We start from the raw sequence: 23,142 nt of genomic DNA, 5'->3' as shown, positions 1-23,142 counted from the left end.
TGATCATAGATATTATGTGATTTTTTGATCTGTCTGACAGCTCGAAGCTGGCGAAATTTCGGTAATATGGCATTAAAATCTAGGTTCTTTCAGGCAGGCCTTACATGAGAGACCCTAGAACTTGCTAAATAAATTATTGAAATCATTAGAATAATTCTAAAACATTACCATCGTGTTCATGTTCATTTCTGTTGCGGAGCTGCATGCAGAGTTATAGAATGAGAAATGATCGATGACGGTATGATGTGCTGTTGTGGGGGCTTAACAGCATTTCCTGCAATAGCACTTGGCGGCTTCGTGTGGGCTGAATGCGATAGGTAAAGATAGAGAGCGATTCCTTTCAAATATTGAATTTGGACATCGTTCTGGTCACCGCATGAGAGACACTCTCGTTCGGTTTCAAGCGACTGGATTGTTTCGTAATGCTCGTGCCATTTCTCATTATGTTCCGTGAAGGCGTGGAAGCTGCGCTGATCGTTGGTATCATTGCGAGCTATCTGCACCAGACCGGACGCAGCGCGTGGATGCCGGTTGTATGGATTGGCGTTTTTCTGGCGCTCGCTTTGTCTCTGTCTGTTGGTGCCATTCTGCAATTGCTGAGTGCTGAATTTCCACAAAAAGCGCAGGAGCTGTTTGAAGCCATTATCGGATTGATTGCCGTATTCGTCCTCACGTCGATGGTTTTCTGGATGCGCAAAGCTGCGCGTTCCATCAAAGCGGAACTGCACCATTCGATTGATGCTGCTTTTGAGACACCAACGCATAAAGGCTTCGGCCTGATCCTGATGGTGTTCTTTGCCGTGGCGCGTGAAGGTCTTGAGTCGGTTTTCTTCTTGCTGGCTGCTTTTCAGCAAAGCGAAGGTGGAGCCGCTCCGCTCGGTGCTTTGCTGGGCGTGCTTCTCGCTGCTCTGGTCGGTTATGGTATTTACCGCGGTGGCTTGAAGCTTAATCTGCGCCGCTTCTTCCGCTGGACGGGCGTGTTCATTTTGATCATTGCAGCGGGTATTCTCGCAAATTCCGTTATGGCTTTGCACGAAGCAGGTATCTGGAACCATTTCCAGACCGTTGTTTTTGATACCAGCGAAGTTCTGCCGCTCGATAGCACACTTGGTTCCGTATTGGCCGGGATATTCGGCTATATCGCAACGCCGACCGTTAGCGAAGTTTTCGCTTATCTGGCCTTCCTTATTCCTGCCCTTATTCTATTTCTGATGCCATCGTCCGCACCAGCGTAAAACGCGCCTGCGAAACGTTCAGCGTGATTAAAGAGATTTCTCATGACCAAGCCGCATGACCCAAAGCCAGCCGCACCATTCTCTCGCAACCTTGTGCGAGCGGTGCTGGTCTTTGCCATTTTGCTGGTATTGGCGGCAGGCGCTGCTTTTTACTACGCGTCTAAAGTTTCAGATAAATCGCGCCACGCGGATGCTGACGGTAAGGTTCAGGTCGTTATTAACGCCAAGAGCTGCGAGCCGAATGAGCTGACAGTGCCTGCCGGACGCTCTGTTTTTGAGATCGTCAACAAGTCGGATCGTTCGGTCGAATGGGAAATTCTTGATGGCGTAATGGTCCTTGAAGAGCGCGAAAACATTGCGCCGGGCTTCAAGCAAACGCTTTCGGCCAAGTTGTCGCCGGGCGAATATCAGATCACATGTGGCCTTCTTTCCAATCCACGCGGCAAACTGATCGTAACACCTTCAGCAACCAGTGAAGCTGAAAAGGGCAAGCTGCCTTTGACCGCTTTCCTCGGCGCACTGGCTGAGTATCAGATTTACCTCGCAACCGAAGTGGCGGAATTCCAGAAAGCGGTTGGCGCGCTTTCAGATGCTATATCAAGTGGTAATCTGGAAGCTGCCCAAGCCGCTTATGCGCCCGCACGCGAAGCTTATGCGCGTATTGCTCCGGTTTCAGAAGCGCTTTCTGATCTTGATACGGCAATCAACGCACGCGCGGATTTCTTTGAAAAGCGCGAGCAGGATCCAGCCTTTGGCGGTCTGCATCGCCTTGAATATGGTCTGTTTGAACAGAAGTCGCTTGATGGTTTTCAGCCTGTTGCAGCCAAGCTTGTAGCGGATGCCGCAGGTCTCAAAGATCGTATTCGCGCGCTGCGTATTTCACCTGACCGAATGCTGGCGGGCACAGCGTCGGCACTTAATCGCTTTGCATCAACTGCGGGTGATACAGGCGATGACCGTTATGCGCATACGGATTTACAGGTATTTGCAGGGCTTGTTGAAGGCTCCGCAAAGACAGCGGACGTTTTGCGTCCGATTATTGTCAAAGTTGACCCCAAGGTTCTCGACGGGGTTGATGCACAGGTGTCTGCCGTGAAGTCGTTGCTCGCGGCTCAAAACGGCAAGGCATATGATACGCTTTCTTCTGATGAGAAGGCAAAAATCAAGGACGGGGCGACTGCTCTCGCCGACCAATTTTCAAAACTCCGCGATCAACTTGGAGTGGATTAATGACCAAGAAATTTTTTAAAAAAGATAATGTAACAGACAATCCAGCATCGCCAGAGCGTCGTGCCCTTTTGCTCGGTGCTGGTGCGGTAAGTGTTGCAGGTGTATTGGCGTCTCAGACAGCCAATGCGCGCTCGTCGAACAATACGCTTTCGTCCGAAAGCGTGACCAATGCGCCTGAGAGCGACAAGCTGCATGAGGCACAGCCATTTTATGGCATTCATCAGCCGGGTATCGTAACGCCACGTCCGGCAACAGGACTTGTTGCCTCGTTCGATGTGCTGGCACGTGATCGAACCGATCTTGAACGAATGTTAAAGCTTCTCACGGAGCGGACAGCCTTCCTTATGAAAGGTGGCGAGCCGCCTGAACTTGATCCCAAATTCCCGCCTTCGGATTCCGGTATTCTCGGACCGCATGTGACACCCGATAATCTGACAATTACCGTCGGGCTCGGTATTTCGCTTTTTGATGACCGTTTCGGATTAAAGCCACATAAGCCAAAGCAATTGCAGCGCATGACTGCATTTCCTAATGATGCGCTGCAGAAAGACCTTTGCCACGGCGATCTGGTCATTCAGTTTTGTTCAAATACTGCAGATACCAATATTCACGCTTTGCGCGACATCGTGAAGAATATGCCAGACCTACTGATGATCCGCTGGAAACAGGAAGGCTCTGTGCCTGTACAGCCGCCGCATTCGCCAAAAGCCAAGGAAAGTGCGCGCAACTTCCTCGGTTTCCGCGATGGCTCGGCCAACCCTGATGCTGCCGACAAAGCGCTGATGGATCGTATTGTCTGGATTCAATCAGACAAGGACGAGCCGGAATGGGCTGAGAATGGCAGTTACATGGCGGTGCGGCTTATCCGTAATTTTGTAGAGCGTTGGGATCGCACGCCGCTGCAAGAACAGCAGACAATCTTTGGTCGCCACAAAGATAGTGGTGCGCCTTTTGATGGCAAAACCGAAGCGGATGTGCCCGACTACGCTAAGGACCCTGAAGGCAAAGTTACGCCGATGGATTCCCACATTCGCTTGGCCAATCCGCGTGATGCTCATGCCGAACAACATTTGATTTTGCGCCGTCCGTTTAACTATTCCAATGGGGTTACGAAGGCTGGACAGCTTGATATGGGGTTGCTGTTCATTGCTTATCAGGCCGATTTGGAAAAGGGCTTTATCACTGTTCAGAAGCGCCTCGATGGCGAGCCTCTGGAAGAGTATATCAAGCCAATCGGCGGCGGTTATTTCTTCACGCTACCTGGCGTGAAAAATCAGGATGACTTTTACGCAAGTGCACTTTTGCAGGTGAGTGGAGCGAATTTGACGTTTGATAAGGGCTAGCCGCGAATGCTGGTTCAAACGTCAAATTCAAAAGCTCCACTCGTTCTAAAAGTTTGCAGTGGCCCATTTGATGCTTACATTTGCTCGGAGTTAAATCCGGCGAAAGGCAAATGTCAGCATCGGGCCACAGGTGGGCCGCAGAATGCACGTGGGTGAAAGTTGTATCACCACGGAGAGGCAACTATGAAATATCGTCTTCCACTGCTTGCGTCGGCTTGTGCTGTCGCTCTTTCGCTCAGCTTTGGCGTCGCAAAAGCCGAAGTTTCCCCACTCGATCTCGTTCAGCCAATTGCTGACTATAAGATCTATGTTCAGGACAACCTTGATGTTCTCGTGAAAGAAACCAAGGCTTTCACTGACGCCATCAAGGCTGGTGATCTGGCAAAGGCGAAAGAGCTTTATCCATCGACACGCGTTTCTTATGAAAGAATCGAACCGATTGCTGAACTCTTTGCTGATCTTGATGCGTCGATCGACAGCCGTGCAGACGATCATGAAGATGCGGAAAAGTCAGACGACTTCACTGGCTTCCACCGCCTCGAATATGGTCTTTTCGACCAGAATTCGACCGAAGGTCTCGATAAATATGCTGATAAGCTTTACGCGGATGTTGTCGAGCTTCAGAAGCGTATCAAGGACATGACCTTCCCACCTGAAAAGGTTGTTGGTGGTGCAGCAGCCCTTATGGAAGAAGTGGCTGCAACTAAGATTTCCGGTGAAGAAGATCGTTATAGCCACACGGATATCTGGGATTTCCAAGCCAATGTTGATGGCTCGCAGAAGATCGTCGAACTCTTCCGTCCGCTGATCGAAAAGGAAAATCCAGAGCTTCTGAAGAAGTCGGATGCCAATTTTAAAACCGTCAATGATATTCTTGTTAAGTACAAGAAGGGCGATGGCTATGAGCTGTACGACAAGCTGACCGAAGAAGATCGCAAGGTTATGGCTGGCGCGATCAACACGCTTGCAGAGGATCTTTCGACACTGCGCGGAACACTTGGCTTGAACTAAGAACTATAAATTCAAATGAAATGGCGGGCTTTGCCCGCCATTTTTATTTGTAATGTACGATACTTATAAAGAGATATTGCCCACTGCGATATCAAGCCATAGGCTGGGTTGTCTGAATTCATCGAGGAGGATCGCAAGTCATGACCAAGCTGTCCCGTGCAACGCTTAAGAGCTTCAACAAAGTTGATAAGCCTGGTTATGATCTGGAGTCGCTGACACCGGGAATCGTGCATTTTGGCGTGGGTAATTTCCATCGCGCGCATCAGGCTGTCTATCTTGATGATCTGTTTGGTCTTGGACTTGATCACGATTGGGCTTTGGTCGGTGCGGGTATTCGGGCGACTGACGACGCAATGCGAGACACGCTCAAAGCGCAGGACTGGCTAACAACGGTTGTCGAGCAGGAAGCTGATTATTCCAGCGCGCGCATTACAGCATCGATGGTTGATTACGTGACCACATCGACCGATGAAGGGCGACAGGCCCTGATGGCCTACCTCGTATCGCCTGATATCCGTATCGTTTCGATGACGATTACCGAAGGCGGCTATTACATCGATCCGGCAAGCCAGCATTTCGATCCAGTGCATCCGGATATTGTCTATGACAGCGTTCATACTGATAAGCCGAATACGGTCTTCGGCCTCATTGTGCAGGGGCTGAAACTGCGCAAGCAAGCCGAAGTTGAGCCGTTCACGGTCATGTCCTGCGATAATATTCCAGGCAACGGTCACGTCACGGAAGATGCTGTTGTGGGACTTGCCAAGCTTAGCGACGTGGAATTTGCGGATTGGATTGCAGCGAATGTCGCATTCCCCAATTCGATGGTTGACCGGATCACACCCGCGACGGGTGCGCGCGAACGCGATATCGCTTTGGATGAGTTCGAAGTCGAGGATGGTTGGCCCGTCTTCTGTGAAGGGTTCAAGCAATGGGTGGTAGAAGATAAATTCCCGACCGGGCGTCCGCGGCTGCAAAAAGTCGGCGTGACCTTCTCCGATCAGGTTGATGCCTATGAGCTGATGAAAATTCGGATACTTAATGGTGGGCACGCGGCGATTGCCTACCCTGGTGGGCTTCTCGATATCCATTTCGTTCATGAAGCGATGGAACATCCGTTGATCCGGCAATATCTGGAAAAGCTCACAAAAGAAGAAATTATTCCCGAAGTGCCACCAGTTCCAAATACGGTTCTCGAAGACTATCGTCTGCTCATCGACAAACGTTTTGCCAATCCAAAGATAGGCGACACAATCCGCCGTCTGTGTCTTGATGGTTCTAACCGTCAGCCGAAATTTATTCTGCCGACAGTTTCAGACCGTTTGGCCAAAGGTAATTCGGTTACGGGCCTTGCACTGGTCTCCGCTCTCTGGTGCCGCTACTGCTATGGAACGACGGACAGCGGTGCGGTGATTGAACCCAATGATCCGTCATGGGATCGTCTGGTGAAGCAGGCGGTGCTTGCCAAAGACGAACCGGCGCGCTGGCTCGAAATGACCGATATTTTCGGCGCATTAGCCACCAATCCGGCCTATACCGATGCTTTTTCGGCGGCGCTCAAGCGTATCTGGCAGGATGGTACAGCCAAAACGCTCGAACGCTATCTGGCAGATCAGCCGCTATAAAACCTACAGCGCGCCCGGATAGACTCTGACCGGGCGGTTGTCTTTGACAGACTCCATCACCACAAAAGTGGACGTGCTTGCCACATTGGGCAGGCTTGAGATTTTTTCGCCCAGCACCTCGCGGTAACGCCGGATGTTGGGCGTTCGCACTTTCAGCAGATAGTCGAACGAGCTTGCTATCATATGGCATTCTTCGACTTCGCGTATCTTGCGGACCGCGACATTGAAGGCCGTGAGGGCCGCTTCGCGTGTGTCCGATAATTTCACGGTCGTAAAAGAGATATGATCGAGGCCGAGTTTTTCCGGATCAATCGCCGCGCGAAAGCCGATAATATAACCTTCATCGACCAACCGTTTGACGCGCGCCTGACACGGCGTCTTGGAAAGCCCGACCTTTTTTGACAACTCGGTCATAGCAATGCGACCATCATCGCTCAGCACTTCAAGAATGCGGCGATCGAACTGATCCAGATCGTCTACAGAGTCTATCTTTCGCATTCAAATCGCCTCTTGAAGTCGCTTTAATAAGATCGAATTGTCTTTATATGGATTAAATGAAGGCAGAATGCAATTTGCGCCAGTGATAGTGTGCCACGATATATAAGCATAGTTGAACTGGGCTTAAGCCTGTTTTTGCGAGCATTGCACCATGACTGATAAAGTATCCACCAACGCTACTCCTGTGTTCCAGAATTTCGCGCCGCCCATCCGCGTTCAGACGCCGCTGCGCAAGGCAATCACCGACGCCTATCGTCTGCCTGAAACCGAATGCGTGACCGCTCTCGTTCAACAGGCGACCCTGCCTGAAGAAACGGTCAAGCAAGTTCGCGAAACAGCGCGCAAGCTGATCGAAGCCCTGCGTGCCAAGCACAAGGGCACGGGCGTTGAAGGTCTGGTGCATGAATATTCGCTGTCGAGCCAGGAAGGCGTGGCGCTGATGTGCCTTGCCGAAGCTCTGCTGCGTATTCCGGATATGGCAACGCGTGATGCGCTGATCCGTGACAAGATTTCCAATGGCGATTGGAAGTCACATGTCGGCGGCGGTCGTTCGCTGTTCGTCAATGCTGCAACCTGGGGTCTTGTTGTCACCGGCAAGCTCACCAACACCGTCAATGACAGCGGCCTTTCGGCAGCGCTTACGCGCCTGATCGCCCGTTGTGGTGAGCCTGTCATCCGCCGCGGCGTGGATATGGCCATGCGCATGATGGGCGAGCAGTTCGTTACCGGCGAAACTATCGATGAAGCATTGAAGCGCGCAAAGTCGCTTGAAGAGCGCGGATTCCGTTATTCCTACGACATGCTCGGTGAAGCTGCTACGACTGCTGCCGACGCAGAACGTTATTACAAGGATTACGAGACAGCGATCCACGCGATTGGTCGCGCTTCCGCCGGCCGCGGCATTTATGATGGTCCGGGCATTTCGATCAAGCTTTCGGCACTGCATCCGCGCTATGTTCGCGCGCAGAGCGAACGCGTCATGACTGAGCTTCTGCCAAAGGTGAAGGCGCTCGCAGTCCTTTCCAAGCAGTATAATATCGGCCTCAACATCGATGCTGAAGAAGCAGACCGTCTCGAGCTCTCGCTCGACCTTCTGCAGAGCCTGATTGAAGATCCTGATCTGGCTGATTGGGAAGGCATCGGCTTCGTGGTACAGGCCTATGGCAAGCGCTGCCCGTTTGTGCTTGATTTCATTATCGATCTTGCTCGCCGCAACAATCGTCGCGTCATGGTTCGTCTCGTCAAGGGCGCTTACTGGGATGCCGAAATCAAGCGCGCGCAGGTTGATGGACTTGAAGATTTCCCGGTTTACACCCGCAAGGTTCATACTGACGTTTCCTACATTGCTTGCGCGGCCAAATTGCTTGGCGCCCGCGATGTGATCTTCCCGCAGTTTGCAACACATAATGCGCAGACGCTTGCCACGATCTATCATCTGGCAGGCCCGGACTTCAAAACCGGCTCTTATGAATTCCAGTGCCTGCATGGCATGGGCGAACCGCTTTATGACGAAGTTGTCGGCCCGTCGAAGCTGGGTCGTCCAGCTCGCATTTATGCGCCAGTTGGTACGCATGAAACGCTGTTGGCCTATCTGGTCCGTCGTCTGCTCGAAAATGGTGCGAATTCGTCCTTCGTCAATCGCATTGGCGACAAGAGCGTGTCGGTTGATGAACTGATTGCCGATCCTGCAGAAGTCGTTCGTTCGATGGCCGTTGTCGGTGCACGTCACGACCAGATCAACCTGCCGGAAGGCCTTTATGGCATTCGTAAAAACTCGGCAGGTTTCGACCTTTCCAATGAAGAGCAGCTGGCAGAATTGAGCGATACGCTCAAAGCCAATGCTACGCGCGCCTGGACCGCGGAACCGCAGGTTGCGGGTGCCAAGGTTAAGGGTGAAAGCCGCCCGGTTCTGAACCCCGGCGATCATTCCGATGTTGTGGGCACGGTTACAGAAATCGCCGCCGACGATGTTGCGCGCGCAATGAAAGCGGCTGAGAAGGCTGTTGCAAGCTGGTCTCAGGTTTCGCCTGCTGATCGGGCAGCCTGCCTTGATCGCGCTGCCGACATCATGCAGCGTGAAATGGCAGAACTGCTTGGCCTCATCATGCGTGAAGCTGGCAAGTCCATGTCAAACGCGATTGCAGAAGTGCGCGAAGCTATCGACTTCCTGCGCTATTATGCCGAACAGACCCGCCGCACGCTGGGCGTTGCGCACAAGCCGCTTGGCCCAATTGTCTGTATCAGCCCGTGGAACTTCCCGCTGGCGATCTTTACCGGTCAGATTGCAGCAGCCCTTGTTGCAGGCAATCCGGTTCTGGCAAAGCCTGCTGAAGAAACCCCGCTCATCGCGGCACAGGGCGTTCGTATTCTGCATGAAGCTGGCATTCCAGTTGATGCTTTGCAGCTTCTGCCGGGTGATGGCCGCATTGGTGCAGCTCTTGTCGCAGCACAGGAAACCTGTGGTGTGATGTTCACCGGCTCGACCGAAGTTGCACGTCTCATTCAGGCGCAGCTTGCGTCGCGTCTGCTGCCTAATGGCAAGCCGATCCCGCTGATTGCTGAAACCGGCGGCCAGAATGCCATGATCGTGGATTCGTCCGCTCTTGCCGAGCAGGTCGTGTTCGACGTGATCGGCTCGGCTTTCGACAGTGCCGGTCAGCGTTGTTCGGCTCTGCGCGTTCTTTGCCTGCAGGAAGATGTTGCTGATCGCATTCTGACTATGCTCAAAGGCGCGCTCAAGGAACTGTCCATTGGCCGTACCGATAAGCTGAAAGTTGATATTGGCGCCGTAATTACTGCTGAAGCCAAGGACATCATCGAAAAGCACGTTCAGACGATGCGCGATATCGGTCGTAAGGTGGAGCAGCTTCCACTTGGACCTGAAACCGGGAAGGGCACTTTCGTTGCGCCAACCATCGTCGAGATAGACAGTCTGCGCGATCTGAAGCGTGAAGTGTTTGGTCCGGTTCTGCATGTTGTACGCTACAAGCGTAACGACATGGACAGCCTGATCGATGACATCAACGCAACCGGCTATGGCCTGACTTTCGGCCTGCATACGCGTCTTGATGAAACGATTGCTCATGTTGCTGATCGCATCCGTGTTGGCAACATATATATCAATCGCAACGTTATCGGTGCGATTGTGGGCGTCCAGCCTTTCGGTGGCCGTGGTCTGTCCGGCACGGGCCCGAAGGCTGGCGGTCCGCTCTATCTCGGTCGCCTCGTTGAAACAGCGCCAATCCCGCCGCGAATGGCTTCGGTTCACACCGATGTCGCGCTTAACGATTTTGCAAAGTGGCTTGGCAATCGCGGCATGAACGAACTGGCGCAGGCCGCTCGTGAAACCGGCAGTGCTTCTGCACTTGGTTTGAATATCGAGCTTCCGGGTCCGGTTGGTGAACGCAACCTCTATGCGCTTCATGCGCGTGGTCGCATTCTTCTGGTTCCACAGAGTGAAACCGGTCTCTATCGTCAGCTGACAGCCGCACTCGCTACTGGCAACGAAGCGGTAATCGACGAGGCTTCAGGCTTGCGCAATGTTCTGAAGGACTTGCCTTCAAGCGTCGCTGCGCGTGTTGTCTGGACAAAGGACTGGCAGGCAGATGCGCCTTTCGCCGGTGCGCTTGTTGAAGGAGAGGGCGAACGCCTGACCGACGTCAACAAGAAGCTGGCAGCTCTTCCAGGTCCGCTTGTGCTGACACAGGCAGCCACTGCGACGCAGCTTGCCGAGAGCGCTGATTGCTATTGCCTGAGCTGGTTGCTTGAAGAGGTTTCGACCTCCATCAACACAACGGCTGCAGGCGGCAATGCCAGCCTGATGGCTATCGGCTGATAAGGCTTCACATGGATTGAAAAGAGGCGGTCTTCGGGCCGCCTTTTTTGTTGTTTGAATTATTGCAAGGCTGTGCAAATTTAGAACGAAGTGATTATTTTACTGATTTTCAGAATGAAATATTTAAATTATGATTGACACATAAATTTAAAAAACAAAGAGTATGCACAGCTTTGCAATATCTCAGATATTGCCGGTATTAGACTACCTAGTGTGGTGGATTTGAAGTTCCTATCATTTGTGTTGCATTCGCGTTTAGGAACTTCAAATCCTTAAACCACACTAGATACAATATTTTACTCGTATGGCTTGGAACCCGAAGTTCGCTCTGAGAACTGCTTCAAAGTGATACGAATTTCGGGTTCGCCATACTAGACCATGCATCTTCATTCCCGCTGACTGGAAACCAAGCATGACATCAGACATTTCAAAAGAGCTTGAAGCACGGTTTGAGCTTGCGCAGGACATTGCGCGCGAGGCTGGTGCGCTAGCACTTGATTACTTCAATCGCCGCGAGACGCTAGTGATTGAAACCAAGCGCGATCCTCAGGATGTGGTGTCCATTGCTGACCGCAATGTAGAACAGCTGATCAATGAACGTGTATCGGCAGCTTTCAGCGACGATGGCTTTCTGGGCGAAGAGTATGGGCTGAATGAGGGCATCTCAGGGTATACATGGGTGGTTGATCCCATCGATGGCACCAGCCCATTTGTCAACGGAATGCCGAACTGGTGCGTTTCCATTGCCGTGCTGAAAGATGGCGAGCCGGTGATCGGTGTTATTCAGGCACCTTGCTTTGATGAGCTTTACGCATCAGCCAAGGGGCAGGGTGCAACACTTAATGGCAAAAAGCTTTTGCTTGATGAAACGCGTACAATTCGCAACGCGGTGACGGGCATTGGTGCCAATAATTACGTAACGCCGCAGGTGGTTGCGAGGATCGTTGAAGATTTGCTTGAAGCAGGCGGCACATTCATTCGCAATGGCTCTGGCGCGCTGATGATTGCCTATGTGGCCGCAGGGCGTCTGGTGGGCTATTACGAGCCATATATGCACGCTTGGGATTGCATGGCAGGTTTTTGCCTGGTGCGTGAAGCAGGCGGCTACACGCACCCATTCCCAACGGAAGGCGAGCAACTGACCAAGGGTAGCAAGGTTTTTGTTGCTGCACCCGGCGCGGTGGACGATTTGAAAAAAGTGGCAAAACTATAAGAAAAAAGCCCCGGAAACCCGGGGCTTATCTTTATGACGACGGATTATCGCGCTTATAAATCCAGTCATGATCTGGATGGTTTTTAAATCGCCATTTGCGGATCGGTCCGGCCATGACGTTGAGATAATACATCTCATAACCATATGGCACGCCGCAGGGATGGTGTCCTTTCGGCACCAGAACGACATCGCCGTCAGAAACGGCCATGGTTTCATCGAGACTGCCATCTTCGGTAAAGACCCGCTGAATACCATAGCCCTGCGATGGGTTTAGGCGATGATAATAGGTTTCTTCCAGATAGGTCATATCCGGGAAGTTATCTTCATCATGCCGGTGCGGCGGGTAGGATGACCAGTTGCCCTGTGGCGTGAAAACTTCCGTCACCAAGAGGCTGTCGGCGACATCGCGGCCTTCCATGGCAATATTAAAGATGTTGCGGGTGTTTGCACCTTGTCCACGCGTGTCGAATGTCAGCCCTTCCGGTCCTAGTTTCTGTGCCTTGCGGCCCGGTTTGCCAGGTGCTGCGCAAACAGCAAGCACGCAATCAGTTGTCGCGACAGCATTCCAGTCGCTTTCAGCAGGCACATAAAGACAATGCGGAGCGAGTTTTTCAAACACGCTCATTCGCTCGCCCATTTCGCCGAAATCTTCTCCAGAGGCTTTGAGCTTTGCCTTGCCTTCGACCAGAACCAGAATGACTTCCCGGTTGCCGGTTTTCTCGGTTGCGGTTTCACCTGCTTTAAGATGATAAAGGCCAAAGCCAACATAGCCCCAATTGGCGCTTTCCGGCGTGATGTCGTGCACCTTGCCATGCTTGCCATTGGGTTTGCGTAACAGATTGGCCATATCTCAGTTTCCTTTGTCTAACCCTGCTTCGCGCGCAAATGCTTTGAGCGATTTCAGCCCCAGCGACTGATATTCGAATGGATTGCGCACATCAGGGTCCTGTTCGGCTTCAATCACCAGCCAGCCCTGATATCCATGCTGGGCTGCGACCGTAAGCACCGGTACAAAATCGACGCCGCCTTCATGATCGCCGGGAACCGTGAAGACTCCACGGCGCACAGCTTCCAGAAAGGAAAGACTCTGGTCGCGTACCTGTACCGCAATCGTGGGGCGCACATTCTTGGCATGGATATGCCGGACACGCCCCATATGGTTCTTTGCAACGCGCTCAGGATTACCGCCGCCAAACAGACAATGACCTGTATCAAGCAGCAATTTGGAATGTGGGCCGCTATGTTTCATCAGAAGGTCGATCTCGTCTTCGCTTTGAACAATCGTACCCATGTGATGGTGATAGACGAGTGCAATACCCTCCGCGCTCGCATGTTCGGCCAGTGCTTCGACACCCGCACCAAACTCAGCCCAGCGTGCTTCTTCCAACACCGGACGTTCGGAGAGCGACTTGCTATCGTCGCCATGAATGGCGTTCGACGTTTCGCAAACGATGATGACCTTGCAGCCCATTGCGTTCAGAAGATCAAGCGCCGGCTGCATAGCAGCCTTCTCATCCTCTACGGAATTGGTAAGAAGGTTCAGCGAATGCCAGCCAGAAACGTAGCCCAGATTGCGTGGTTCGAGTACTGCTTTAAGTTCCGCTGCAACTTGCGGAAATTTATGACCTTTTTCGATTCCATCGAAGCCGATTTTTGAAGTCTCATCAAGGCATTGTTCAAGGCTTATATGCGCGCCAAGGCTGCGATCATCATCGTTCGACCAGGCAATCGGGTTGGTGCCATAGAGGATCATCGGTCAGTTTCTTTCTTTGATCTGAGCTTCATAATTTTCACGCGCGGCGCGTACTTGTTCGCGGTCCGAGACTTCCGGCACAGCCACGTCCCACCACCAGCCGCCGGTTTCAGGCGTCGGGTAAGGGTCGGTATCGATGACGATAACTGTGGTGCGCGGGCTGTTGCGCGCTTCCGCCAGCGCATCTTCCAGTTCACGGATAGAACCGACTTTCTTACTCTCGGCACCCATCGCACCTGCATGGGCCGCGAAGTCGATATTCGATGCATTCACATGGGTTGTGTGGTCGAGCAGATTGTTGAACTCGGCACCGCCCGTTGCCATCTGCAACCGGTTGATACAGCCATAACCGCGATTGTCGGTAAGCACGACCGTGATCTTGATGCCCATCATCACAGAGGTCGCAAGCTCTGAATTCGCCATCATATAGGAGCCGTCACCGATCATCACGATCACGTCGCGATCCGGTTCCGCCATCTTGATGCCAAGCCCACCTGCAATCTCATAGCCCATGCAGGAGAAGCCATATTCCATGTGATAGGACATCGGGCGACCGGCTTTCCAGAGCTGGTGCAATTCCCCCGGCATGGTGCCAGCCGCGCACATGACGACGGTATTTTCTTTGGATTGACGCTGCACTGCGCCGATCACCTGCATGTCTGTGGGAAGCTGGTTGGCGTCACCGGGGGCAGCCGTGCAACGGTCTGCTGCTTCAAACCAGCGTGTTTTCAGCGTGGTGTCAAGTGTGGTGCGCTTATAGTCTTTCAGACCAGCTGAAAGTGCTAACAGCCCAATTTTCGCATCTGCAACAAGTGAGATCGAACCTTGCTTGTGCGTGTCATAGGGCTGAACGTTCAGCGAGAGCAGTTTTCGGCCCGGATGTTTGAACAATGCCCACGAGCCGGTGGTGAAATCCTGAAAACGTGTACCCACCCCAATGACCAGATCAGCGCTTGCTGCAACGGCGTTTGCACTGTCTGCACCAGTAACGCCGACCGGACCGAAATTTAGCGCGTGATCCCACGGCAAAGCCGATTTGCCGGCCTGTGTTTCGATAACCGGAATGTTGTGGGTTTCCGCAAAGCTTTTCAGCGCTTCATGGGCGCCTGAATAATGTACGCCGCCGCCCGCAACGATAACCGGGGTCTTGGCAGCTTTGATTGCTGCAACCGCGGTTGCCAGCTCATGTTCATCGGCTGGCGGACGCCGCCAATGCCATATCTTTGGCGCGAAGAATTCCTCTGGCCAGTCATAGGCTTCGGCCTGCACATCCTGACAGAATGACAGCGTTACGGGTCCGCAATCCGCAGGATCGGTCATTGTGCGGAAAGCGCGCGGCAGGGCAGTGAGAAGCTGCTCGGGGCGGGTGATGCGATCAAAATAACGGCTTACAGGGCGGAAACAGTCATTGACGGTCACTGTGCCATCGTTGAAATCCTCGATCTGCTGCAACACTGGATCGGGGCCGCGATTGGCAAATACATCGCCGGGAATGAACAGGACCGGCAGGCGGTTTACATAAGCGAGTGCTGCCGCTGTGACCATATTGGTTGCACCGGGGCCGATAGAGGAGGTGACAGCGCAAGCACGTTTGCGACCGAGCTGTTTGGAATAAGCAATTGCCGCATGCGCCATGGTTTGCTCATTATGGCCGCGCCAGGTCACGAGCTGATCACGGATGCCATGCAAAGCCTCGCCAAGCCCCGCCACATTGCCATGACCAAAAATTGCCCAGACGCCAGCGATGAAGGGGTCTCCTTCCGGCGTCATCTGATTGGCAATATAGCGCACAAGAGCCTGTGCCGCGGTCAGTCGAACAGTCGTCATATTTCCTCCCGGCGGAATCCCGCCTCATCGCAATCTAAGATACAGGCCTCCACCCGTTGCTGAGATGCGTTTATTTCTGGCGCAGCCTGTCCCACAGATCGCAGAAACTGCGGTAGCGTTCCGCCATTTCCGAAACAGCATCGGCATCGCTCATTTTGCCTGCAAGCCATTGGCGTGCGACTTCACCTAAAATGGTGCGACCGATAGCAAAGCCTTTCACGAGATCAAAACCGCCTGCAACTTTAAGGCTCGCTTCAAGTTCTTCGGCTGGGGCATCGAGGCCCAGCACGACAATCCCGCGCGTGTGCGGATCATTGCGCGTGATCGCATCGCAGGTATTTTGCCATGCTTCTTCTGTGGTCAGAGGCTCTAGTTTCCACCAGTCGGGATAGACGCCGATCTCATAGAAACGCTCGACGACTTTCGCCGTGCTCATATCATCGACAGGTGCGACTTTCGATGGAATGACTTCCAGAAGGAATTCAAGACGGTTGCGGCGTGCGGCTGTATAGAGCCGTTTTACGGTGGCTTCCTGTTGAGCTTTTACATCGTCGCTGTCATCTGGATGATAGAACGAAAGTACTTTGACGACATGTTCAAGCGGCCATTCAACAAGGCCGCCGCAATCGGGACCGAGTTCCGGTTCAAGCTCTAACGGCCGCGAACTTGGCCATTCCGTGGGCCGTCCGATCCAAAGACCAGTTCCAGCGGCGCGGTAAAGTGCATCGCGACCAAGCCGACTGTCACAGAGGATGCCATAGCCATTTTGACCGCCGGAAACCTCCAATGCAGCATTCAGGCATAATTCTTTGAATTGTCCGATTTTTTCATCACTCGCGCCAGCTTCCCTTGCCATTTCTTCAAGCTGAATACGGTGGTCGAAAGCGAAGACTCGCATATGCGGCCAGTCACCATTACGATTGGTCGACCAGTGAATTTGCTCGAGTGCCTCATCATTGCGGAGCGCCGTGTTGCGAATGCCGGTTTCGAAAAAATATTTAAGCTCTTCCCAGCTCGGATAAGCGGGCGTACAGCCATGGCGCGACACTGCGAAGGCTCCGCAGGCATTGGCGAGTTTCAAGCTGGTCGGCCAATCTTCATCCTTGAGCCAGCCGCGCAAAAGGCCGGACATGAAACCGTCACCAGCACCAAGCACGTTGAACACTTCAATGGGAAAACCTTCACCAGATTTTCCATCGTCGAGGCGATCAGGAATATCGTCTTCAAAGACCACTGCGCCCATCGGCCCGCGCTTGCAGACCAGAACTGCTTTGGTGATATCGCGGACGGCTTTGAGGGATTCAACCGTACCAGTCGTTCCACCGGCAATGTGAAACTCTTCTTCCGTTCCGACGATGAGATCAAACAGGTTCAACGTAGTTTGCAGTTTCGCAGTAACGGCAGCAGATTCGATAAAGCGGTTCTCACCATCGCCGTGACCCGCTAGTCCCCAGAGGTTCGGCCGATAGTCAATATCGAGCACTGTACGGCTGCCATTTTCCCGCGCAAGCTTCAAAGCTTTGAGAACTGCAGCTTCTGTAGACGGATGCGAAAGGTGCGTGCCGGTTGCGAGTACACATCCGGCCTGAGCAATAAAGTCTGGATCGATATCATCTTCGCAAAGTGCCATGTCAGCGCAGTTCTCACGATAGAAGATGAGCGGGAACTGTTGCTGGTCACGGATGCCGAGAATGACCAGTGCTGTGAGGCGTTCAGGATCGGTGACGATGCCACGCGTATCTACACCTTCGCGTGCAAGTTCATTCAGCAGAAAGCGCCCCATATGTTCATTGCCGACACGCGTAATGAGCGCCGATTTTAGCCCCAGGCGAGCGGTGCCGGTTGCGATATTGGTAGGGGAGCCGCCAACATATTTGTTAAAGGAAGACATATCTTCCAGTAAGCCACCGATCTGTGCGCCGTAGAGATCCACCGAAGACCGGCCAATCGTGATCAAATCCAGCCGCTTCATTCCATCCTCCATCGGTGCATGCGTCTTTCATTCTATTTGTGATTAAAATGGATTTAATATTCTATTTCAACTGAAAAATGGAATGTCGTGTTCTTTTATGATTGGCGTTTTGTGCCGACGGCGACAGCGAGCGTAATTGCCAGGCAGAGCGTTGCAGAAAGCGAGCGGAATGCACCGAAATCTACCTCAGAAACGAGCAATGATTGTTGTGCCAGCTTGCTCATCGGACTGACAATTGTGTCGGTGATTGCGATGACATCAATGCCGCGTGCGCTGGCATTTTCCGCCATTGCAATGGTTTCGGGCGAGTAAGGTGAGAAAGAAATGGCAAGTACAACATCGCCTTTGCGAATGGCATGCTGGTTTTCGAGCTTGCCAACTGCGCTGTGTAGCATCGCCGGAACTTGCATTTTTTCAAAAGCATAGGCCAAATAGCTTGCAACAGGGAATGCACGCCGGACCCCGATAATATGAATGGTCTCCGCCGTTGCCAGCAGGTGGACAGCCTTGTCCAATGCCTGCGGTTCGATGGTCTTAAGCAAGCTTTCGAGTGATGTTCGCCCGGCTTCAGCGAATTCGGCTAACAGGGCAGGAGCACTTCCTGCCGCAGTTTCGCGTAAATGTTCGATCCGCGTGGAATAATCTGGCCAGCCACCAGCATAGGAGTCGCGGAAAATCTTTTGCATTTCCGAAAAACCTGAAAAGCCAAGAATTTGACAAAAGCGCATGAATGCCGAACTTTGAACACCTGCGCCATCCGCCATTTCTGCAACCGTTGAAACCGCGATTCTGTCCTGATTGGCCGCAACGTAATCGGCGCATTGCTTCAAGCGCTTGGGCAAGCGATCTGCAATTTCGAGTAGCTTCGCTTCAAATTCTTTGACATTGCCTGGCGCTGTTGCAACCTGTTCGACGTCCATTGCGGTCCTTTCAGAAACACTCTCTTGACTTATATTATATCGCAATCTAGCAAAATAGAATAAATATTCTATTGCGCATTGTGTCCTTGCACAAAGTGGAGTGGCGAAACTGTTTTGTCGGTCAATCGAGGATGACCGTTTTGGGAGAATGAAGGCAATGGTTACACGTCTTGCTCTGCTCGGTGCTGGCCGTATCGGTAAGGTTCATGCGGGTGCAATCGCTTCTGATAAGCGTGCAAAACTTGTTGCGGTGGCCGATGCCAATCAGGATGCTGCACGTGCAATCGCTGATGCCGCTGACGCAGAAATTCGTACCGTCGAAGAAATTGAAAACTCGTCAGATGTTGATGCGGTGTTGATTTGCACACCAACCAACACCCATGCCGATTTGATCGAGCGCTTCGTGCGAGCTGGCAAAGCCGTGTTCTGCGAAAAGCCGATTGATCTGAATATCGAGCGTGTGCGCGCGTGTCTCGCTGTCATCAAGGAAACCGGCGGCAGGGTTATGCTTGGTTTCAATCGCCGCTTTGATCCACATTTTGCAGCTGTCCGCAAAGCGATTGATGATGGTCGCATCGGCAAGGTTGAAATGGTCACGATTACCAGCCGTGATCCGGGTGCGCCCCCTGCTGAGTATATCAAGGTTTCTGGCGGTATCTTTCGCGATATGACGATCCATGATTTTGATATGGCACGTTTTCTGCTGGGTGAAGAAATTGCAACGGTTTCTGCATCGGCGACGGTTCTTGTTGATCCTAGGATCGGCGAGCTTGGCGATTTTGACAGCGCCAGCGTGATTCTGACCACGGCTTCCGGTCGTCAGTGTGTGATTTCCAATTCGCGTCGGGCTTCTTACGGTTACGACCAGCGCATCGAAGTGCACGGATCAGAAGGAGCGGTGTCTGCTGAAAATGAGCGTCCGGTGTCCATCGAGGTGGCATCAAAGGATGGCTATACCCGCCCGCCGCTGCATGATTTCTTCATGACGCGCTATACGGATGCTTATGCGGCTGAAATTGCCGCATTCATTGATGCGATTGATAATGGGAATGCACCCACACCTTCTGCTGAAGATGGATTGCAGGCTTTGGCACTTGCCGAAGCTGCACTTCTTTCGGTTAAAGAAGGTCGTGCTGTGAAAGTTGCGGAAGTTCTCGCCTAAGCATCGGCCCAAAAATCTAACCAGATTTTTGGAAAGCACGATGCGAAGATAAAATAGTTTATTTAAAGCGCTTTTTATGCGTCTAAAACGACGCAAGGCGCTTTAAACGGCTATTTTCATTTGCCTTTTTCCGCAATCGGTTGCGATATGCCGAACATGGCTTATGAATTTGACAAGTTGCCGCTCGATGAGCTTTTTGTGCCTGTGGCGAATGCCACGGCCGCATTGACCAGGCTCGACGAGCGGCTTGCCCGTTCACCAATCCGCGATGGAATGTTGGAGCGCATGCATATGCATGACGCTGTTGCGTCTATGTGGCTTGAGGGCGAACTTGTTCATCTGGAAGATCTGGTTTTGCATGACGCCGTGATGGATACGCGTATGCCGAGCCATGCGCTGACGATTGCGCATTCCGTGCTGCGATTGCGTCGGCAAGTTGCTGGACGCGCAGCAGGTTGGGCTTTGAGCAACTCAGGCATCCAGCAATTGCTTGGTCGAAATGTCGAGATTCAAACTGAACCCGTGAAACATTATCATGAGCCGGAAGAGGGCGAGGCCGACGCACTTCTGGATGATATTGACGCTCTGCTTGCACGCACTGATGCACTCTTGAAAGGCATCGTTCAGGAGAAGCCCAAGCCTCAGGTCGCAGAAATCGATCCACTTCTGAATGATGAAGATTGGAATGAGGATGAGCGCTTGCAGCAGTGGCGGGACATCTTTGAAAAGTCTGCCTATCTGCCTCCCTTAATGCGTGCTGCAATCATGTATGATGCCTGGTTTGATATTGAGGTTGTGCAGCGTTCTTCATGGGTAGGACGGCTGCTCGCTGCGGCTTATCTACGACAGTCAGGACTAGCCTCTGCACATTTGCCAGCGCTAAGCATCGGTTTGCGAACCAAAAGGCCTGATGAACGCCGCTCGCAGAACCGCCTTGTTCGTCTCAAAACCTTCTTTGCTGCCATTGAGGAAGGTGCTGAGACAGTGATGAAAGAGCATGACCGTTTGATGCTGGCGCGAGAGCAGATGCAGCGCAAGCTCAAAGGGCGTCGCTCTAATTCCCGCTTGCCACAACTCGTGGATATGATGATGCGCAGTCCGCTTGTATCGAGCCCAATGGTGGAGAAGGAGCTTGATGTCACGCCACAGGGTGCGCTCAAGCTGATCGCTGAGCTTAACCTTAGGGAGATTACCGGGCGCGGTCGTTTCCGCGCATGGGGTGTTCTTTAGCTCATTTATTCATGCAATGATTGCGCAGATGCGTTGCAAATAGCTGGTATTCATTGCGTCTCGCTGCTTTGGCGCGCCAGACCAAAGCAAGTGAGCGATAATTGTTCTGTCCTTCATAAGGAACAATACTGATTTCGCTGCCACGGCTGACGCCTGCTTTAATCGCGACTTCTGGCAGTAACGTTACTCCCATGCCAAACTCCACAAGCTGTACCAGCGTCATGATGCTTGTCGCATGAACATCGCCACTCGTCTGGGTAGGCTTTGAGCCAATGGCAGCCATGACGTGTTCACGTAAGCAATGGCCGGTTTCCAGCAGCAGAAACGGCTGGTCCTGAAGGTCGCTTGCATCAATGTGGTCGCGATTGGCCAGCGCATGATCGCGTCGCACAGCGAGAAAGAATGGGTCTTTCCCGATTTCGGCGACTTCAAAATCATCGAGTTCATAGGGATGAGCGACAAGCGCCACATCAAGCGAACCTGAGCGCAGGTTGTCGAGAAGGGTGCGCGTCAGCCCTTCGCGCACACTTAATTGCAGTTCAGGAAAAGCTTTGGCTGTCGTCGGCAGCACTTTAGGCAATAAAAACGGAGCGATTGACGGGATGACACCCAATCGCAGACGCGTGGTTAGAGGTCGCTCTGCTTGACGCGCATGTTCTGGTAGTTCCTCAATGGAAGCAACGATTTCCTGCGCACGATTGAGGAAATCCTCGCCCGCTGGCAGCAGTTGCATGCGTCGTCCGGTGCGGTCGATCAGTGTGGCACCGATCTCCGCTTCAAGCGCCTGAATGGCAGCGCTTAGTGTCGACTGCGTAACACCGACGGCCTCGGCTGCGCGTGAAAACGAGCCTGCTTTTACAAGAGCGATAAAATAATGGAGTTGGCGAACACTGATATTGAGCATGAGAGCAGGCTGGACTTATCCCCATCGTTAAAATCGATGGATTTGATCGTTTTAATCGCTTTGACCGATTGTATTAGAATCTCTATATATGTCTAGCAAGTAGAGAGTTCTGAAACTTCTGAACTTTCTGCACAACAACGAATTCACAGGCAGGTATGAGATGCTCGGTATTGGTGACAAGCTTCCTTCTTTCAAAGTAACCGGCGTAAAGCCTGGTTTTAACTTCCACGAAGAAAACGGCGTTTCGGCTTTTGAAGAAGTCACCGAAGCAAGCTTCGAAGGCAAGTGGAAAGTTATTTTCTTCTATCCTAAGGACTTCACATTCGTTTGCCCAACAGAAATCGCAGAATTTGCACGTCTCGCTTCGGACTTTGAAGACCGTGATGCAGTTGTTCTCGGCGGTTCAACCGACAACGAATTCGTGAAGCTCGCTTGGCGCCGAGATCATCAGGATCTCAACAAGCTGCCAATCTGGTCGTTTGCTGACACCAACGGTTCGCTGGTCGATGGCCTCGGCGTTCGCTCGCCAGATGGCGTTGCTTACCGCTACACCTTCGTTGTCGATCCTGACAACACGATCCAGCACGTTTACGCAACCAACCTCAATGTTGGCCGTGCTCCTAAGGACACGCTGCGCGTTCTCGACGCTCTGCAGACCGATGAGCTTTGCCCATGCAACCGCGAAGTCGGTGGCGAAACGCTTAAGGCTGCCTAATCGGCATCAACTATATGACACGAGGCGGGTTGAGACCCGCCTTTTGTTTATCCAGAACTGACACATGACATTTAAAGAGGGTTCCATGTCCATTGATGATCTGAAGTCTAAAATCCCGGATTTTGCCAAGGATGTTCGCCTTAACCTTTCGTCCATGGCGAGCGATGAAACGCTGACGCCACAGCAGAAATATGGTCTTTTTATTGCTTGCGGTATCGCTTCGCGCAATGCTGATGTGCGCAAGGCGCTGACTGCTGAAGCAGCAGGTAAGGTTGATGCAAGCGTTGTGCAGGCCGCAAAATCGGCTGCTTCGATAATGGGCATGAACAACGTCTATTATCGTTTCGTGCACCTTGCCACCAACAAGGAATATCGCACGCTTCCAGCCAAGCTGCGCATGAACGTGATTGGCAACCCGGGCGTCGACAAGGTTGATTTTGAGCTTTGGTCGCTGGCCGTTTCAGCAATCAATGGCTGCGGCATGTGCATCGATGCGCATGAAGATGTTCTGCGCAAGGCTGGCGTTTCGACCGAAGTGATCCAGACTGCTGCGCGTTTCGCTTCGATCATTCAGTCCGTTGCGATTGCGCTTGAAGCTGCTGACACCGAATAAAGTTGTCGAACTTACATAAAGAAAAGCCCGCGTGGATTGCTCCACGCGGGCTTTTT

General features: G+C 52.5%; 18 protein-coding genes. 11 read left to right on the top strand and 7 right to left on the bottom strand.

Annotation, left to right across the window (positions count from 1 at the left end; genetic code table 11):
• Nucleotides 1–422: 422 nt before the first annotated feature.
• From efeU to WH356_RS07545, 5 genes are all read left to right on the top strand, one after another.
• On the top strand, nt 423–1,235 hold the full coding sequence (efeU, locus tag WH356_RS07565) for an iron uptake transporter permease EfeU (protein ID WP_339509586.1): 813 nt from the start codon (nt 423–425) through the stop codon (nt 1,233–1,235).
• 42 nt (nt 1,236–1,277) lie between these two features.
• Nucleotides 1,278–2,465, top strand: coding sequence for an iron uptake system protein EfeO (efeO, locus tag WH356_RS07560; RefSeq protein WP_339509585.1), 1,188 nt, complete (start codon nt 1,278–1,280; stop codon nt 2,463–2,465).
• Entirely contained in the window at nt 2,465–3,808 is a 1,344-nt protein-coding gene (gene efeB / locus WH356_RS07555; RefSeq protein ID WP_339509584.1) for an iron uptake transporter deferrochelatase/peroxidase subunit, read from the top strand. The genes efeO (WH356_RS07560) and efeB overlap by 1 nt, the downstream gene beginning before the upstream one ends.
• 183 nt (nt 3,809–3,991) lie before the next feature.
• Entirely contained in the window at nt 3,992–4,819 is an 828-nt protein-coding gene (efeO, locus tag WH356_RS07550; protein WP_339509583.1) for an iron uptake system protein EfeO, read from the top strand.
• A 140-nt stretch (nt 4,820–4,959) separates the two neighbouring features.
• A complete protein-coding gene (locus tag WH356_RS07545; protein ID WP_339509582.1) occupies nt 4,960–6,444 on the top strand; it encodes a mannitol dehydrogenase family protein in 1,485 nt (494 codons plus the stop codon).
• 3 nt (nt 6,445–6,447) lie between these two features.
• Here the strand turns inward: WH356_RS07545 and WH356_RS07540 are convergent, their stop codons facing one another.
• Complete coding sequence (locus WH356_RS07540) at nt 6,448–6,942, bottom strand: Lrp/AsnC family transcriptional regulator (RefSeq protein ID WP_339509581.1); 495 nt, start codon at nt 6,940–6,942, stop codon at nt 6,448–6,450.
• 151 nt (nt 6,943–7,093) lie between these two features.
• Between WH356_RS07540 and putA the strand changes: the two genes are divergently transcribed.
• Nucleotides 7,094–10,777 carry a trifunctional transcriptional regulator/proline dehydrogenase/L-glutamate gamma-semialdehyde dehydrogenase gene (putA, locus tag WH356_RS07535; protein ID WP_339509580.1) on the top strand — a complete coding sequence of 1,228 codons (3,684 nt, stop codon included), beginning with the start codon at nt 7,094–7,096 and terminating at the stop codon, nt 10,775–10,777.
• A 412-nt stretch (nt 10,778–11,189) separates the two neighbouring features.
• Nucleotides 11,190–11,990: an inositol monophosphatase family protein gene (locus WH356_RS07530; RefSeq protein ID WP_339509579.1), complete on the top strand. Its 801-nt coding sequence runs from the start codon at nt 11,190–11,192 to the stop codon at nt 11,988–11,990.
• Nucleotides 11,991–12,021: 31 nt separating this feature from the next.
• On the opposite strand, the gene iolB is transcribed toward WH356_RS07530, so the two are convergent.
• The 5 genes from iolB to WH356_RS07505 form a co-directional block, all read right to left on the bottom strand.
• A complete protein-coding gene (gene iolB / locus WH356_RS07525) occupies nt 12,022–12,837 on the bottom strand; it encodes a 5-deoxy-glucuronate isomerase (RefSeq protein ID WP_339509578.1) in 816 nt (271 codons plus the stop codon).
• 3 nt (nt 12,838–12,840) lie between these two features.
• A complete protein-coding gene (gene iolE, locus WH356_RS07520; protein ID WP_339509577.1) occupies nt 12,841–13,743 on the bottom strand; it encodes a myo-inosose-2 dehydratase in 903 nt (300 codons plus the stop codon).
• Between the two features lie 3 nt (nt 13,744–13,746).
• A complete protein-coding gene (gene iolD / locus WH356_RS07515; RefSeq protein WP_339509576.1) occupies nt 13,747–15,570 on the bottom strand; it encodes a 3D-(3,5/4)-trihydroxycyclohexane-1,2-dione acylhydrolase (decyclizing) in 1,824 nt (607 codons plus the stop codon).
• A 70-nt stretch (nt 15,571–15,640) separates the two neighbouring features.
• Complete coding sequence (locus WH356_RS07510) at nt 15,641–17,542, bottom strand: bifunctional 5-dehydro-2-deoxygluconokinase/5-dehydro-2-deoxyphosphogluconate aldolase (RefSeq protein WP_339509575.1); 1,902 nt, start codon at nt 17,540–17,542, stop codon at nt 15,641–15,643.
• 95 nt (nt 17,543–17,637) lie between these two features.
• Nucleotides 17,638–18,462, bottom strand: a complete 825-nt coding sequence (locus WH356_RS07505; protein WP_339509574.1) for a MurR/RpiR family transcriptional regulator — start codon at nt 18,460–18,462, stop codon at nt 17,638–17,640.
• Between the two features lie 157 nt (nt 18,463–18,619).
• Here WH356_RS07505 and iolG point away from each other — a divergent pair, with 157 nt between their 5' ends.
• Both iolG and WH356_RS07495 read left to right on the top strand, forming a co-directional pair.
• The gene (iolG, locus tag WH356_RS07500; protein ID WP_339509573.1) at nt 18,620–19,624 is read left to right on the top strand and encodes an inositol 2-dehydrogenase; all 1,005 of its coding nucleotides are present in this window, start codon (nt 18,620–18,622) and stop codon (nt 19,622–19,624) included.
• Nucleotides 19,625–19,780: 156 nt separating this feature from the next.
• The gene (locus tag WH356_RS07495; protein ID WP_339509572.1) at nt 19,781–20,854 is read left to right on the top strand and encodes an RHE_PE00001 family protein; all 1,074 of its coding nucleotides are present in this window, start codon (nt 19,781–19,783) and stop codon (nt 20,852–20,854) included.
• 1 nt (nt 20,855) lies between these two features.
• Here the strand turns inward: WH356_RS07495 and WH356_RS07490 are convergent, their stop codons facing one another.
• On the bottom strand, nt 20,856–21,758 hold the full coding sequence (locus WH356_RS07490) for a hydrogen peroxide-inducible genes activator (protein WP_339509571.1): 903 nt from the start codon (nt 21,756–21,758) through the stop codon (nt 20,856–20,858).
• Nucleotides 21,759–21,918: 160 nt separating this feature from the next.
• On the opposite strand from WH356_RS07490, the gene WH356_RS07485 reads away from it, so the two are divergent.
• Nucleotides 21,919–22,473, top strand: a complete 555-nt coding sequence (locus WH356_RS07485; RefSeq protein ID WP_064321814.1) for a peroxiredoxin — start codon at nt 21,919–21,921, stop codon at nt 22,471–22,473.
• 85 nt (nt 22,474–22,558) lie between these two features.
• Nucleotides 22,559–23,086 (top strand): carboxymuconolactone decarboxylase family protein, encoded by a 528-nt coding sequence (locus WH356_RS07480; RefSeq protein ID WP_339509570.1) that lies wholly within the window; start codon nt 22,559–22,561, stop codon nt 23,084–23,086.
• Nucleotides 23,087–23,142: the final 56 nt, after the last annotated feature.

Source organism: Ochrobactrum sp. MYb379, from assembly GCF_037479515.1.
In the GTDB taxonomy this organism is placed as follows: domain Bacteria; phylum Pseudomonadota; class Alphaproteobacteria; order Rhizobiales; family Rhizobiaceae; genus Brucella.
The sequence above is the reverse complement of the archived record's forward strand: the minus strand, read 5'-3'. Positions and strand labels throughout refer to the sequence as shown.